Below are 14,313 nucleotides of genomic sequence, written 5' to 3'. Positions count from 1 at the left end.
CGGGAGGCGACAAGCCGGGCATTCTCATCATAGGAAGGGAAGCTGCCCGCTGCATGTCGAGCGCTTTTGCGCACCGGTGTCAGCGGCTGTACTTCAGGAACAGGTAGTCCTCGCAGACCAACGCGTGCGCCAGGCGCATCGTGACCGGCGCGGTCAACCGCGCCGGGTGCACGCGGTAACCCACCGGCTGGCTCGCGGCGAGTCGGGGAGCGAGCGTGACGCACAGTTCGGTCACGACGTCGGCCTCCACCAGCTCGTCGAGCAGGGTCGGCCCACCCTCGCACAGGATGCGGTGCATGCCGTGCTCACGCAGCATCGCGACGGCGCGGGCCACGTCCACGGTGTCCTCACCGGCGACCAGCAGGCGCAGGCGGTCGTCATTGTCGAGGCGCGCCGCGGTTCGCGCGCAGGTCACCAGGATCGGTGGTTGTTCCGGATTGCTGAACAGCCGGGCGGGCAGTTCGCCGCTGCGGCTGACGACCGCGATCGGCGGGGGCGCGAACCGGCCCTCGTGGTGCCGCCTGGCCCGCGCGGCGTCGGTGAGCTTCACCGGGCCATAGTTTTCGGCGCGGGCGGTGCCGGCTCCGACCAGGACGACGTCGGCAAGCCCGCGCAGGATTCGTAACAGCCGTTGATCGGTGGGACACGACAGCGGGCCGGCGCGCCCGCCGAACGCGGCGGCTCCGTCGGCGCTGAAGATCATGTTGGCGCGCAGGCCATCCGGGGGATCGGCGTAGAAGGGCGCGAGTTCGACGATGCTGGGGACGATGCTGACCCGGGGAGTCTGGTCCACCCTCACGCCTCGTGGCCGGGTTCCAGTTGGCGGACGTCGCCGAACGACACCCAGCTTTCCAGCTCCCGTGGCGCGCTGCCGCCGACCGGTGCCAGCAGGTGCCCGACGTGGTCGCCCAGCGGGAAGCGTTCCAGGATCTCACCGACGAACCATGCGGCCGCGTCGTCGAGGATGGGCATCCCGTCGGGGCCCGAGTGCCAGGAGCAGCGGTCGAACTTGTCGATCTTGTCGCTGGTCTGGCTGCCGAAGAGCTCGACGACGTCGAGGTGGTCGTGATCGAAGACGTGCACGGCCAGGTGGGTGGCGTCGCGGGCCGTGCGGAACGTGTGGTTTCGCCGCGACAGGCCGACCAGAAATCGGGGCGGATGAATGCTGGCCTGGCTGGCGAACCCCACCAGGCAGCCGGCCGGGGTGCCATTGGCCTGCGTGGTGACGACGAACATCGGATAGTTCAGCACCGCCACCAGCTTGTCGAATGCCTCGGTCTCCGGGTCGGTTTCGGGGTCGGCCATCCGGTCAGTCTTCCCCGTCAGACCCCGGGGGAATCGTGTTCCCGCGATTTGCGCCGCGACGCAACATCATTGGGGAGATGATCCGCCGGATCGCGTAGGCGGCGACACCGATGCCCAACACCGTCACACCGGACAGCACCGACCACCGTGGCGTCGCGAAAGCCAGCACCACGCATCCGAGCAGGCCGACCACCGGGACGGCCCGGGGCGGGCGGCCCTCATCGCGCCCGAGGGTGAGCGCGGAGGCGTTGGCGATGGCGTAGTAGATCAGCACGGCGAACGAGGAGAAGCCGATGGCGTCGCGAAGGTCGGTGGTGGCCGCCAGGACCGCGACGACGACGCCGATCAGCAGTTCCGCGCGGTGGGGCACCCGAAACCGCGGGTGCACGGCGGCCAGCGCGTGGGGGAGATGGCGATCTCGCGCCATGGCCAGCGTGGTGCGCGAGACGCCGAGGATCAGCGCCAGCAGCGAACCCACCGCGGCGACCGCGGCCCCCGCCTGGACGAGGGGAACCAGCCGGGCCGCGCCCGCCGCGCGGGCCGTTTCGACCAGCGGGGCGGCGCTCTGGGCCAGGCGGGCCGGCCCCAGCACGGACAGCGCCGCGACCGCCACCAGGGCGTAGACGGCCAGGGCGATGGTCAGCGCCAGCGGTATCGCTCGCGGAATGGTGCGGGCCGGGTCGCGCACCTCCTCGCCCAGCGTCGCGATGCGCGCATACCCGGCAAAGGCGAAAAACAGCAGCCCCGCGGCTTGCACCACACCGCCGACGGTCGCGCCGGCCAGGCGGAACGGATCGATGTCGGCCCTTCCCGAGCTGAACGCGGCGACGATCACCGCCGCCAGCACGCCCAGCACCAAAGCGACGATGACGCGGGTCAGCCAGGCCGACTTCCCCACTCCGGCGTAGTTCACCGCGGTCAGCGCGACCACCACCGCGACGGCCACCGCATGCGCCTGCGCGGGCCAGACGTAGGCGCCGACGGTCAGGGCCATCGCCGCGCACGAGGCGGTCTTGCCGACGACGAAGCCCCAACCCGCCAGGTATCCCCAGAAATCGCCCAGCCGCTTTCGCCCGTAGACATAGGTGCCGCCCGACGCGGGATAGCGCGCCGCGAGCCGCGCGGAGGAAGTGGCGTTGCAGTAGGCCACCACCGCCGCCAGCGCGAGGCCCGGCAGCAGTCCCGAACCGGCGGCGCGCGCCGCGGGACCCAGCGCGGCGAAAATCCCGGCGCCGATCATCGACCCCAGCCCGATCACCACCGCGTCGACGACCCCGAGGCTTCGGCGAAGCTCGTCGTCGCCGGATGGAGCGCTCACCCGAGTGGGTCGTTCTGGCGCACTCCGCGATACATGCCCCAGCGCACGAACCACGGCATCACCACGCGTTCGACCGACCAGGACGGGAAGCGGAAGGCGTGGCCGGTGGGCAGGAAGACCTCCAGCCCGTTGGGCTGGATGCCGACCAACGAACCCCATCGCCGCGTCGGCGCGCGGTAGGTGCGCAGCGGGCGGCCCGCGAACTCCGCGAGGAGGTTTCGCGCCACCAGGGCGTCGCCGCGGTTGCGGGCGGAGCTGCGCAGGGGGTCGGTGGCCGCGACGTCGCCGAGCGCGAAGACGCGCCGCTGTCCGGGCACCCGCAGCTCCGGTGTGACGCGCACGAACCCGAACTCGTCGAGCAACTCCGGTGGCAGCCAATCGGTGTTGGGCCGCACCCGCCCGATCGCCCACAGCACGGCGTCCGCGTTGGCCGGGGGTTGTCCGGTGCTCCAGCGCACCGGTTCGTCGGTGAGTTCGTCGCCCACGAAGCCTTCGCCGAGCACCGCGCGGTGGCCCGGATGCACGCCGACGCCCAGCTCGCGCAGTCGGGTGCGGATCCGCTGCCACGTCCGCGGGTGATACTCCTGAAGCGCGGACGCGCCGGGGAAGTACAGGTCAATCCGCTTGTCCGGCCAGGTGGTCGCCATGTTGAGGGCGCTGCTGACCGCCGCCGCGCCGCCGCCCACCACGATCACCGACGCGGCGGCGGCGAGCCGGTCGTGCGCCGCGCGCAACTCGGCGCCGATCTCGGCGGCGGTCTGCAGTGTCGGCCGGCGCCAGAACCCATTGCTGACCCCGGTCGAGATGACCAGCGCGTCGTAGGCCTCGGTGATGGTCGCGCCGTCGTCGCCTCGGCCGAACACGGTCTGGGCCTCCAGGTCCACTCCGGTCAGCGTCGCCTGCACCGTGCGGACGCGGTCCAGGCGACGGAACCGGTCGAACGGGATCCAGTAATCGCGGGCCCAGTCGTGCGGGCGGGAGAGCCGGACGCCGAGTTCCTGGCCGCTCACCAGCGCGGGTTTGGCCGAGATCCCGACGACGTCGGCGTGCCGGGACAGCCGGATCGCAGCGAGGACGCCCGCGTCCCCGAGTCCCGCGACGACGACGCGCTTTCGGTTCATGGGGCTATCCTGCCGTGCGTACGGTGCGGACGAACGTCGACGATCCGATTGCGAGGAGGCCACGTCATTGGACGCCCTTCTGCGCGCCCTCGTGCGAGCCTCGGCCCCCCCGTCCCGCCGCGGCACAGCGCGCCGCCATGGACTTCGCGAAGGACCTCGTCCCGGCGGTCGTCGCCGAGGTCCGGTGGGCGTTCACCCCGCCGCGCACCTGGCTGATGGGTGTGGTGGCCAACGTGGTCATCGCCGCCGCCTGGCTGGTGGTGCAGCCGCTGACCCCGGTGGGCCGGCACCACGATTGGGTGATCCTGGTTGGCACCTACTTCTCTTCGTGGGTGCTCGCCGACGTCACCACCACCAATTTCCTGGGCGCCGATCATTACCGCATCCTTCGGGGGCTGTCCGCGGGCGTGCCGTTCGGGCGCATCCTGTTGATCAAGAACCTCGCCCTGCTCGCGATCGTCGGGCTGCCGACCATGGCCGCCGCGACGGTGCTGACGTTGTTGCTGGAATCGCCTGCGCGCCTGGCTATTACGGTCCCCACCGTCGCGGTGCCGATCGTGTCGTGGCTGGGCGTGGGGAACCTGATGTCGGTGCTCTACCCGGTCAGTGTCGAGCCGTTGATCCGGCGGTGGCGCCAGCGCGGCGATCTGCGCCGCATGCGCAGCTGGCTTTTGGCGCTGGCGCTGCCGTACGCGTTGTACCACGTCGCCGATCCGATGAACGGTGTGGAGCACCGTGTCTTGTGGCAGCGATTGCCCGCCCTCATCTGGCCGGTGTTCGGCCGGGACACCAAAAGCGTTGTCCACGTCGCCATCGCGGTCAGTGTGTGGATCGCGTGCAGCGTCGCAGCGGTCGGATGGGTGCGCCGGCGCGGGCTGCAGATCAGGTGAGCTGCGGCTTGATCTCTTCGATGACCCACTGCGCGTAGTCGAGGTACTCGTCCACGCCACCGACGGCCGGAACGGGAACCGCGGTCATCGTCACGCCCTGCTCGGCGAGCCAGCCCAGCCGGTCGACGATCTGCGCCGCGCTCATGCCCGGCCGATCGCTGGCGTCGCGCCGGGCGACGTGCCCTTCGCCCACTCGGTTGGTGCCCAACCCGTGCATCACCTCGAAAGGGCGGCCGTCGTAGGAAGGTTGGGCCTTGATGTAGTCCAGCTTTTCGGCGATCTGCTCGGGCTTGGTAAGGAACGGCCACCAACCCGAACCGAAGGCGGCGGCCCTGCGCAACGCGGCGTCGGCGTCGCCGCCGATCCAGATCGGGAGGTGGGGCTTTTGAACGGGTTTCGGCTCGAAGGCGATGTCGGCGAACGACACGTAGCGGCCCTCGAATCGCGGCGCGTCACTGGTCCACAGTTCGACGATGGCCGCCAGGTACTCGTCGGCGATCCGCCCGCGTTCCCCGAACGGCACGCCGACGAGCTCGAACTCCCGCGCCAGCCACCCGACGCCGAACGTGACCATCATCCGGCCGCCACTCATCCAGTCGGCGGTGGCCAACGCTTTGGCCAGCACGATCGGATGTTGCAGCGGCAGGATGGTGATGCAGGAATTGACGACGACCCGTTCGGTGGCGCCGGCGATGAAGGCCTGGGCGACCGTCGAATGCAGGTAGTGCGCCCCGGACAAGTCGACGTGGTCGGTCGGGATGACGAGATGTTCGGGCACCGCGATCATGTCGTAGCCCCACTGGTCGGCGCACCGCATCATGCGCCGCTGTTCTGGGCCGGTGACGGCCGCTTCCCAGGGTTGCGAAATCGCCTTGAGGCGCAGCATGTGCGGAACGGGGAAGGCGAATTTCACGGGCATCCCAGCCAGCGGTCCATGTCCCCCAATCTAGGGTGCGTGTTGTTAACCTGGCCACGTGGACTCCGAAACGGACCCTGCCAGCAAAAAGCCGACGAACGCCGCCTTGGCGGCCACCAGTCGGGCGTTGCTGTGCATGATGTCCTATGAGGAGGAGATCTCCGGCTACGACCTCAAGAAGTGGATCGACTGGAGCGTCGATCTCTACTACTGGAGCCCGTCCTACAGCCAGATCTATACGGAGCTGAAGAAGTTGGAGGGCATGGGGCTGGTCACGTCGCGCGTCGAGCGCGACGAGGGCACCCGCACCCGCCGGCTCTACAAGATCACCGAAGCCGGCATGGCGGCTGCCATCGAGTGGGTCAACGACGCGCCGGTGGACCCGCCGGTGCTCAAACACAGTGTGCTGCTTAGGGTTACGTTCGGTCACCTCACCAATCCGGCTCGGCTCAAGGAACTGCTGCAAGAACATGTGGCGTTCGCCGATGCCCGTCATCGCAAGGCGGTGGAAGACGCCGACGGCGCCGAAGGCGAACCGGCGTGGGCGTATTCGGTGATCGCGTTGCGCTGGGCCGCGAAGTACTACGCCGCCGAGCGTGAGTTCGCCCTGGAGCTCATGAAGGACATCGACGAGGCCGACGCCGTCCTGAAGAAGGCCGAGAAGGGCGGGTTCGGCAAGCCGCGTCCCACGCCGGGGTATTGGCGCGAAATCGAAAAGCAGGTCCAGGCGAAGCGCGACGCCGAGTAGTTGTGGCGGCGGTCGTTTCGCCCTGTGTCGCCGCTCGTTGCGTGCACGCGGGTGCGGTTTCGGATATCGGGAACGTATATTGAATTCCCTTGTGTCACTGTGTTTTCTGTGGTCACAATGCGGGGTTTTCTGTCGGTGGGTCTTCGTAATGTCTGCGGCATGGGTTCGAGTACGCGTGAGGAGATCGTCGAAGCCTTCGACGCGCTCGACGCCGCCCTCGAGGGCGTGGCAGGGCTGAGTTTTGACGCGCTGGCCCCTCGGGAGTGCCTGGCGCTGTTGGAGCGCTGCGAAAGCGTGCGCCGCCGCCTGCCCGTGCCCGAGCATGCGTTGATCAATCACCTGGCCCGCCAAGCCAGCATCCAAGAACTCGGCGCCAAACTCGATCAGGCCATCGCTGACCGGTTGCGGATCAGCCACACCGAGGCCGGCCGGCGGGTCACAGAGGCCGCCGATCTGGGCCCACGTCATGGTCTGACCGGTGAACCCTTGCCCCCGGTGTTGGCCGCCACCGCCGCCGCCCAGCGCCGCGGCGAGCTGGGCGCCGGACACATCGCGGTGATCCGCAGGTTCTTTCACCGGCTGCCCGGCTGGATCGACCCGGTCACCCGCGAGCGCGTCGAGGCCGATCTGGCCGGCCACGCCGCGTATCACCGGCCCGACGAACTCGACGGCCTGGCGCACGTCCTGGAAGATTGCCTCAATCCCGACGGTCTTTTCACCGATGAGGACCGGGCCCGTCGCCGCGGGGTGACCCTGGGCCGCCAACGACCCGACGGCATGTCGGAGTTGCGGGGGCTGATCACTCCCGAACTACGGGCCACCGTCGAAGCCGTGGAGGCCAAACTCGGCGCGCCGGGCATGTGCAACCCGCTTGATGAGATGCCGTGTGTGGAGGGGACGCCCAGCCAGGCCGCCATCGACGGCGACTCCCGCTCGGCTGCTCAGCGCGGCCATGACGCCCTGCTGGCCGCACTGCGGGCGCTGTTGGCCTCCGGGGAGTTGGGTCAGCACAACGGGTTGCCGGCCTCCATCATCGTCACCACCACCCTGGGCGAGTTGGAGGCCGCCGCCGGGCGCGCCCTGACCGGTGGGGGCACCATCCTGCCGATGAGTGAGGTGATCCGCCTGGGCCGCCACGCGCATCACTACCTGGCGATCTTCGATAAGGGCAAGGCCCTGGCGTTGTATCACACCAAGCGGATCGCTTCCCCGGGGCAGCGGATTGTGTTGTACGCCAAGGACCGTGGCTGTACCGCCCCAGGCTGCGGGGTTAAGGGCTACTACTGCGAAGTCCACCACACCACGGACTACAGCAAGTGTCACAGCACCGACATCAACGATCTCACCTTCGCCTGCGGCCCGCATCACCGCATGCTCAACCCCGGCGGATGGCACACCCGCACAAACGCCCGCGGCGACACCGAATGGAAACCCCCGCCCCACCTCGAGCGCGGCCAACCCCGCACCAACACCTACCACCACCCCGAAAAACTCCTCCACCACGAACACGACGACGACGAAGAAGCCGACAACCCCGGCGCGGCATAACACTTCGCGATCGCCGCTAGCTCCGAGGGCGGCGACCCGCTTCGCCCGGCTGCGCCGCGCTCGCGATCGCCGCGTCTTGCGCCGCGATGTAGCCGTACACCAGACCCTGCGCGATCGTTGCGCCCGCACCCGGATACGTCGTGCCGAACGCATTCGCGGCGGTGTTGCCGATCGCGTACAACCCGGGGATCACCCCGCCGTCCTCACGCAGCACCCGCGCCCGCTCGTCGGTCCTGAGGCCGCCGCAGGTGCCCAGATCGGACAGCACCACCTTCACGGCGTAGAAGGGGCCTTTGACCAACGGACGCAGGTTTGGGTTCGGCGTGACCGTCGGGTCGCCGTAATAGCGGTCGTACGCGCTGCGGCCGCGGCCGAAGTCGGGATCCTCGCCGACGGCGGCATGGTGGTTGAACCGCGTCATCGTCTCAAAGAACGTCGAGACCGGCACCCCGATCCGCGCGCCCAGATCGGTGAGATTATCGGCCCGGGCCGCGATGCCGGCGTCATACCACGCCTGCGGGACGCGCATGCGCGGGAACAGTTCGGCGCCAAAGACATAACTGTTGCGGTACTGCTGATCGAAGATGATCCACATCGCCTCGACCGGGCTGCCGGATCGCTCCAACTCGAGCACCCGCTGCCCGAACGTCATGTAATCGGTGGCTTCGTTGGCGAACCGGCGCCCGTTCTGGTCCACGATCAGGCAGCCCGGAAGCGAGCGCTCGGCCAGCATCACCGCCGGCGCCTTGCCGGGCAGCGGCGCGATGGCGGGGAACCACCACGCCTGATCCATCAGGTCGATGCCGGCACCGAGTTCCTGCCCCGCGCGGATGCCGTCGCCGGTGTTGGCCGCGGCGCCGAGGCTGAGATCGGCGCCCAACGACTCCGATTGAAACTTCCACCGCATGTCCATGCTGTGGTCGAAACCGCCGGTGGCCAGCACCACGCCGCGCCGGGCGGTGATCGTCACCTCGCGGCCGCCGTGTTCGACGACGGCGCCCGTCACGCGTTCACCCTCGCGGGCGAGTCGCGCGAGCGCGGTGTCGGTCCACACGGGGATCCCGGCGCGCAGCACCCCGGTGAACAGCCCGGCCGCCAGGCCCTGACCGCCCGCCGCGTAGCGCCGGCCCAGCATGCGACCCGCCACGCCCTGCGCCAATCGCTTGCCGTACGTCGGAATGCCCTTGCGCGGCATGCGCGCGACGAGGTTCATCCAGCGGTAGTCCGCGCCCGTCGTCGGCATCGGAATACTGACTTCCATCAGGCCGGGCTCCAGCCGGGTGCGGTATTCGCCGAGCAGCGCGGTGTCGAATGGGCGGCATTCGCAGGTGCGCCCGGCCGCGCTGCCGCCGGGCTTCTCGGGGTGGTAGTCGGAATAGTCGCGGGCCCAGAACAGCCGCAGCGGCGTCGTGCGGCGCAGCATGTCCACCGTCGCCGACACGTGCGCCAGGAACCCGGCCGACCGCTGCGCGGGCGCCGACCCGGCGACCACCGAGTCCAAGTAAGCGCTGGCGCTTTCGGCGGTGTCGCCGGCGCCGGCCTCGGCCAGCACCGGGCTGGCCGGCAGCCACAGCGCTCCGCCGGACCGGGCGGTCGAGCCACCCACATACGACGATTTCTCCACGATCAACGCCGACAACCCGGATTCGTGGGCGGCCAACGCCGCCGCCATGCCGGTACCGGAGCCGACGACGAGCAGATCAACGGCGGTGTCGGCCACGGGAAGGCCGGCAGGGATCGTCGTGCTGCGCGTCGTCACGTCCGAAACGGTAGGCCGCGCCGGCGCGCTACCGGAAGAGCCGTCCTGATGAGTGGAACAACGCGGCCCACGTGCCGGGCCGGGGGAGTTGAATCGCGCCCATGACGTCGCAGACTGAGGCCGACGAAGTTCGGCTGATAGAAGCGCAGGCGGCGCCGACGCGGTTCGCCCGCGGCTGGCACTGCCTGGGACTGATAAGGGACTTCGCCGACGGCAAACCCCACGCGATCAACGCGTTCGGACAGAAGCTCGTCGTGTTCCGCAGCGGTGACGGCAACATCAACGTGCTCGACAGCTATTGCCGGCACATGGGCGGCGACCTGTCGCAGGGCGAGGTGAAGGGCGACGAGATCGCGTGCCCGTTCCACGATTGGCGCTGGGGCGGCGACGGCCGCTGCAAGCAGGTGCCCTACAGCCGTCGCACCCCCAAACTGGCCCGCACACAAGCCTGGACGACGCTGCAGCAGGACGGCTTGCTGTTCGTCTGGAACGACCCCGAGCGCAAACCCCCGCCGTCGGACGTGACGATCCCGCGCATCGAGGGCGCCACCAGCGACCAGTGGACCGACTGGCATTGGTACACCACCGTCGTGGGAAGCAACTGCCGCGAAATCATCGACAACGTCGTGGATATGGCGCACTTCTTCTATATCCACGGCTCGTTGCCCACGTACTTCAAGAACATCTTCGAGGGGCACGTGGCCACGCAATACATGAACGGTGGAAGCCGGCCGGACATGGGTGGCACCGGATCGCAGATGCTGGGGACGACATCGGTGGCGTCCTACTACGGTCCCTCGTTCATGATCGACGACCTGACGTATCACTACGAGCACGGGGACGCCAACACGATCCTCATCAATTGCCACTATCCGATCGACGCGAATTCCTTTGTGCTGCAATACGGCATCATCGTGAAGAAGTCAGAGGTGATGCCCGACGACCAGGCGATGGAGACCGCGATCACCCTCGGCGACTACGTCAAGCTCGGTTTCGAGCAGGACGTGCAGATCTGGCGGCACAAGGCGCGCATCGACAACCCGCTGCTGGTCGAGGAGGACGGGCCGGTCTATCAGCTGCGTCGCTGGTATCAGCAGTTCTACGTCGACGCCGCCGACGTGCAACCGGACATGGTGGATCGCTTCGAGTTCGAACTCGACACGACCCGGCCGTACGAAGCATGGATGAAAGAGGTCGAAGCGAACCTCGCGGCCCAGGCGGCGGGTTCCGTGTGATGGCACTCGACGGGTCCGTCAGGACCGACAACCGACTCGTCGACATGCCCATGGCCCCGATCACGTGCCGCGAGTGCGGTGCGCGGGTGCTGGCCCGCAAAAGCAGCTGGAACCAGACGAGTGTGCAGTGGAACGAGCGCGCCTCGGCGAGCTGTATCGAGCGCCGTGAAGCCGAGCGCCTCGCCGGTCATCACCACGGGCCCTTCCTGGTGTGTGCCGCACTGCGGGATTCGATCCAGGCCGCCGTGGCCACAGGAGAATTGGCGGTCGTCGACCCCGTAATGTGATGACAGTGAGTGGTGCAGCACGGGTCGCCGTCGTGACAGGAGCCAGCCGCGGCGCCGGACGCGGTATCGCGGCCGCGCTTGCCGCCCGCGACTGGCGGGTGTATGCGACAAGCCGCACCATCAGCGACGCTCCGCCCGGCATCGTGCCCGTTCGTGTCGATCATGGGGACGACGACGCCGTCAAGGGCCTGTTCGACCGCGTGCGCGATGAGTGCGGGCGCCTCGATCTTCTGGTCAATAACGCCGCGACCATCTCCGACGAGCTGGTCAGCCCAAAGCCCTTCTGGGAGAAGCCACTCGAGCTGGCCGACGTGCTCGATGTGGGACTGCGATCGTCCTACGTCGCTTCATGGTGTGCCGCACCGCTACTGATCGCCGCCGGCGGCGGCCTGATCGCGTTCACGTCCTCGCCGGGGTCGGTGTGCTACATGCACGGTCCCGCCTACGGCGCGCAGAAGGCCGGGGTCGACAAGATGGTCGCGGACATGGCCGTGGACTTCCGGGGCACCGGGGTCGCGACGGTGTCGATCTGGATGGGCATCCTGCTGACCGAAAAGCTGCGCGCCGCTTTCAGTGCGGATCCGGCGGCGCTTGCCGCGACCGCCGAACACGCCGAAACACCCGAATTCACTGGACATTTGATTCACGCGTTGTTCTGCGATCCGGCCCTGGAGGAGCTGAGCGGGCAGGCGCTGATCGGGGCGGAACTTGCGGAGCGTTACGGGATCACCGACGAGGGCGGCCGCCGCCCGCCGTCGCACCGGGAAATGCTCGGCTCGCCCCGGACGCCGAGCAGCGTCGTGGTGCGCTAGCCGGAATCGGACGGACCGTCAGCCACCGAAAACATCGAGCGCTCCGACGTAAGCGCGGTTGGCCTTCACCCGCTCCGTCAGGCACCACGATCCGTCATGGCGGCGCCGCCATGTGTCGTGATAGTCGCCGACCGTGTAGAACCGCGTCGATGGGTCAGCCGCCGAATTCAGGTGCACGTCACGGACATAGGCGCGGCTCACTGCGGTGTCGCCGGTGACGTCGACGACGACATTGCCCAGGAGGTGTTGGGTGGGGCCGCACTTGTCGAGAAACCCGCGAATCGTTTCGATGATCGCCGCGGTTCCCTCCAAACGCCCCGTCCCGAAATCCCCTTGCGCATCCTCGGCAAGGATCTCGGCCATCGTGTCCCAATCGCGATTGTCCATGGCCCTCGCGAAAAGATTCAGCGCGCGTTCGATGTCGCGTTCGTCGCAGAGAGCCTGCAATCGTTCGTCATCCATGCGGCTGTTCCCTTGGCCTAGGCGTGCGCCCCGCCGTCGACGCGGATCTCGGTGCCGGTGATGAATGCGCCGTCGTCGGAGGCCACCATGGCGATCACCGCGGCGACCGCACTGGCGTCGCCGAGTATTTCGCTGTCCTTGCCGTGCAGCAGCGGAGTCTGCTTGGCCCACAGGCCGAGGTCATACCCGTCGGGCATTTTCTCCAGCGTGCTGTTGGCCAAAGCCGTTGAGATCCCGCCGGGTTGGATGTTCACCGCGCGCAACCCCTGCTTGGAGTACTCCAGCGCCAGCGAATGGGTGAAACTCAGGATGCCGCCCTTGCTGGCGGCGTACGCGGCCATGTAGGGGTGGGCGAACGACGCGGCGGTGGAGGTGAAGTTGACGACGACACCGCGGCCGGATTCCAATAGCGCCGGCAGCGCCTGGCGCGTCATCAGGAATGTGCCGGTCAGGTTGACCGCCAGCGTCCTGTTCCAGTCGGCCAGCGTGGTCTGGCGAGTGTGCGAACAGGTCTGCACGGCCGCAACATTGACCAGTACCTCGAGGCCGCCCAGGTCGGCCACCGCGGCATCGACGGCGGCGATCACGTCGTCCTCGGCGGAGATATCGAGCACCGCGGTGGTCAAGCGCTTGGCGGTGCCGGCGTCGTCGGCGGCGGCCGCCGTGCGCGCCAACCCCTCCGCGGCGACGTCGTAGGCCACGACCGTCGCCCCCTCGTCGAGCAACCGGGCCACGGTGGCCTGCCCGATGCCGGAGCCGGCTCCGGTGACGATGGCCCGCCGATCGGCGAAACGATCCATCAGTGCAGACCTTTCGTTCATGCCAGTTGGAAGGCGCTGATCGGGGCTTCCTCCGGGTACGCGGTCGGCCCGCCGAGGTCGTAGGCGGCGTTGAGCGCGGCGATGAACGCCGGGTCGTGCAGCGGTTCACTCGGGATGTCGAGCTTGATGCCCTTGGCCTTGAGGTCATCGACCATGATGTCGATGGCCTTCTCGACGGTCAGGTCATCCGAGCCTTCCATGTTCTTTTTCAGCTCGTCGTAGTCGGAGAACACTTCGGCCGACCAGTGCACCAGGAACCGGAGTTCGTCGGTGTGGTGGCGGGCGATCACGTCCTCGCCGTTCTTCAGCAGCCAGTGGTCGCGGCTGGCGGGGTCTCCCGCGAACACGGTGTCGAAGGCCAGGCCCGCCGGAATTTGTTGGTCCAGTGGGCCATTCGCCTCGCCGCGGTGCACCATCATCTCGTTTTGCACCACCACGCCGCGGTTGTTGATCGGCGGCAGGATGCGCTGGGGCGCCTTGAGCGGCCCCTGCGGCCAATAGGTGAATCCGCTGCCGGCGTCGAGTGAGAACCAGGTGATGACCTGCGCCATCTTGATCAGATGGTCGCGGAACAGGCCGGATTTGCCCATGACGCTGGTCAACCACGTCGGGGCGTTCTCGTGGCGGACGCCGCGGAAGCTCGGCGAATCCAGGTGGCCAGGGTCGCGATTGGCGCAGGGCCCGTTGATGTTGAACAGCATCAACTGGGGCTTGGCGTATTCGGCGTTCCAGTAGTTCTTGGCCATGTCCAGGAAGCGCTCGTTGTAGAAGCAGTCGTGTAGTTGCGGGTAGAGCACCGCGCCGTAGTTGGCGAGGTAGCCGCGGAAGGTCGGGGTCAGGAACAAGTCCAGCGAGGGGGAGAAGCCCTCGGGGAACATGCCGCTCATCGTCGCCATCAATTCGTCGGCCGACGCGAAGTGTTGAGCGATGATCAGCTTCCACGGGCCTTCGGTGCGCACCACGTCGAGCAGGCGCTCACGCTGGTCGTCGGTGTAGACGTCGTCGATTTCGCGGGGTGGGGCGGCCGGCCTCAGCACGTCGGAAAGCTCCATCCGGCGCTCGTCGGTGAGCATCAGCGGTCTCCTTTGCAG

At 68.3% G+C, this 14,313-nt stretch carries 14 protein-coding genes and 1 pseudogene; 6 read left to right on the top strand and 9 right to left on the bottom strand.

All coding sequences use genetic code 11. From position 1 onward, the window contains the following. Window positions 1-79: 79 nt before the first annotated feature. From AC0KTM_RS11760 to AC0KTM_RS11745, 4 genes are read right to left on the bottom strand one after another with little or no spacing between them, the layout of a single operon-like run. The gene (locus tag AC0KTM_RS11760; RefSeq protein WP_238955954.1) at window positions 80-793 is read right to left on the bottom strand and encodes a pyrimidine reductase family protein; all 714 of its coding nucleotides are present in this window, start codon (window positions 791-793) and stop codon (window positions 80-82) included. A 2-nt stretch (window positions 794-795) separates the two neighbouring features. Beyond that, complete coding sequence (locus AC0KTM_RS11755) at window positions 796-1,305, bottom strand: flavin reductase family protein (protein WP_225328718.1); 510 nt, start codon at window positions 1,303-1,305, stop codon at window positions 796-798. A gap of 4 nt (window positions 1,306-1,309) precedes the next feature. After that, a complete protein-coding gene (locus tag AC0KTM_RS11750) occupies window positions 1,310-2,623 on the bottom strand; it encodes an APC family permease (RefSeq protein ID WP_472415571.1) in 1,314 nt (437 codons plus the stop codon). Next, window positions 2,620-3,744, bottom strand: a complete 1,125-nt coding sequence (locus tag AC0KTM_RS11745) for an FAD-dependent oxidoreductase (RefSeq protein WP_472415570.1) — start codon at window positions 3,742-3,744, stop codon at window positions 2,620-2,622. Before AC0KTM_RS11745 ends, AC0KTM_RS11750 begins: the two co-directional genes overlap by 4 nt. Before the next feature lie 67 nt (window positions 3,745-3,811). Between AC0KTM_RS11745 and AC0KTM_RS11740 the strand changes: the two are divergent. Next, window positions 3,812-4,634 (top strand): annotated as a pseudogene (locus AC0KTM_RS11740) (hypothetical protein). Here the strand turns inward: AC0KTM_RS11740 and AC0KTM_RS11735 are convergent. Then, entirely contained in the window at window positions 4,627-5,547 is a 921-nt protein-coding gene (locus AC0KTM_RS11735) for a TIGR03619 family F420-dependent LLM class oxidoreductase (RefSeq protein ID WP_225328772.1), read from the bottom strand. The pseudogene AC0KTM_RS11740 and the gene AC0KTM_RS11735 sit on opposite strands and share 8 nt — an antisense overlap. 61 nt (window positions 5,548-5,608) lie before the next feature. Between AC0KTM_RS11735 and AC0KTM_RS11730 the strand changes: the two genes are divergently transcribed. Further along, the gene (locus tag AC0KTM_RS11730; RefSeq protein ID WP_225328721.1) at window positions 5,609-6,298 is read left to right on the top strand and encodes a PadR family transcriptional regulator; all 690 of its coding nucleotides are present in this window, start codon (window positions 5,609-5,611) and stop codon (window positions 6,296-6,298) included. A 159-nt stretch (window positions 6,299-6,457) separates the two neighbouring features. Continuing rightward, complete coding sequence (locus AC0KTM_RS11725) at window positions 6,458-7,846, top strand: HNH endonuclease signature motif containing protein (protein WP_472415569.1); 1,389 nt, start codon at window positions 6,458-6,460, stop codon at window positions 7,844-7,846. A 16-nt stretch (window positions 7,847-7,862) separates the two neighbouring features. Here the strand turns inward: AC0KTM_RS11725 and AC0KTM_RS11720 are convergent, their stop codons facing one another. Beyond that, entirely contained in the window at window positions 7,863-9,605 is a 1,743-nt protein-coding gene (locus AC0KTM_RS11720) for a 3-ketosteroid-delta-1-dehydrogenase (protein ID WP_472415568.1), read from the bottom strand. Between the two features lie 101 nt (window positions 9,606-9,706). On the opposite strand from AC0KTM_RS11720, the gene AC0KTM_RS11715 reads away from it, so the two are divergent. Genes AC0KTM_RS11715 through AC0KTM_RS11705 form a run of 3 tightly spaced genes read left to right on the top strand, consistent with a single transcriptional unit; the run spans window position 9,707 to window position 11,939 of the window. Next, window positions 9,707-10,840: a Rieske 2Fe-2S domain-containing protein gene (locus tag AC0KTM_RS11715; RefSeq protein WP_472415567.1), complete on the top strand. Its 1,134-nt coding sequence runs from the start codon at window positions 9,707-9,709 to the stop codon at window positions 10,838-10,840. Beyond that, entirely contained in the window at window positions 10,840-11,127 is a 288-nt protein-coding gene (locus AC0KTM_RS11710; protein WP_472415566.1) for a ferredoxin, read from the top strand. The genes AC0KTM_RS11715 and AC0KTM_RS11710 overlap by 1 nt, the downstream gene beginning before the upstream one ends. Then, the gene (locus AC0KTM_RS11705; protein ID WP_472415565.1) at window positions 11,127-11,939 is read left to right on the top strand and encodes an SDR family NAD(P)-dependent oxidoreductase; all 813 of its coding nucleotides are present in this window, start codon (window positions 11,127-11,129) and stop codon (window positions 11,937-11,939) included. Before AC0KTM_RS11710 ends, AC0KTM_RS11705 begins: the two co-directional genes overlap by 1 nt. A gap of 18 nt (window positions 11,940-11,957) precedes the next feature. On the opposite strand, the gene AC0KTM_RS11700 is transcribed toward AC0KTM_RS11705, so the two are convergent. Genes AC0KTM_RS11700 through AC0KTM_RS11690 form a run of 3 tightly spaced genes read right to left on the bottom strand, consistent with a single transcriptional unit; the run spans window position 11,958 to window position 14,295 of the window. Continuing rightward, window positions 11,958-12,401, bottom strand: coding sequence for a nuclear transport factor 2 family protein (locus AC0KTM_RS11700; RefSeq protein WP_472415564.1), 444 nt, complete (start codon window positions 12,399-12,401; stop codon window positions 11,958-11,960). Window positions 12,402-12,418: 17 nt separating this feature from the next. Continuing rightward, window positions 12,419-13,201, bottom strand: coding sequence for an SDR family NAD(P)-dependent oxidoreductase (locus tag AC0KTM_RS11695; RefSeq protein WP_472415563.1), 783 nt, complete (start codon window positions 13,199-13,201; stop codon window positions 12,419-12,421). Window positions 13,202-13,218: 17 nt separating this feature from the next. Beyond that, the gene (locus tag AC0KTM_RS11690) at window positions 13,219-14,295 is read right to left on the bottom strand and encodes a hypothetical protein (RefSeq protein ID WP_472415562.1); all 1,077 of its coding nucleotides are present in this window, start codon (window positions 14,293-14,295) and stop codon (window positions 13,219-13,221) included. Window positions 14,296-14,313 lie beyond the last annotated feature (18 nt).

The organism is Mycobacterium sp. NTMscope_Eco_3 (assembly GCF_976985685.1).
This window is presented reverse-complemented; position numbering and strand designations above follow the sequence as displayed.

Bases quoted from the DNA above. Each gene is read 5' to 3' on its own strand.
- AC0KTM_RS11745 (WP_472415570.1), bottom strand. From the start codon at position 3,744: ATGAACCGAAAGCGCGTCGTCGTCGCGGGACTCGGGGACGCGGGCGTC.
- AC0KTM_RS11715 (WP_472415567.1), top strand. From the start codon at position 9,707: ATGACGTCGCAGACTGAGGCCGACGAAGTTCGGCTGATAGAAGCGCAG.
- AC0KTM_RS11755 (WP_225328718.1), bottom strand. From the start codon at position 1,305: ATGGCCGACCCCGAAACCGACCCGGAGACCGAGGCATTCGACAAGCTG.
- AC0KTM_RS11705 (WP_472415565.1), top strand. From the start codon at position 11,127: ATGACAGTGAGTGGTGCAGCACGGGTCGCCGTCGTGACAGGAGCCAGC.
- AC0KTM_RS11690 (WP_472415562.1), bottom strand. From the start codon at position 14,295: ATGCTCACCGACGAGCGCCGGATGGAGCTTTCCGACGTGCTGAGGCCG.
- AC0KTM_RS11700 (WP_472415564.1), bottom strand. From the start codon at position 12,401: ATGGATGACGAACGATTGCAGGCTCTCTGCGACGAACGCGACATCGAA.
- AC0KTM_RS11710 (WP_472415566.1), top strand. From the start codon at position 10,840: ATGGCACTCGACGGGTCCGTCAGGACCGACAACCGACTCGTCGACATG.
- AC0KTM_RS11725 (WP_472415569.1), top strand. From the start codon at position 6,458: ATGGGTTCGAGTACGCGTGAGGAGATCGTCGAAGCCTTCGACGCGCTC.
- AC0KTM_RS11695 (WP_472415563.1), bottom strand. From the start codon at position 13,201: ATGGATCGTTTCGCCGATCGGCGGGCCATCGTCACCGGAGCCGGCTCC.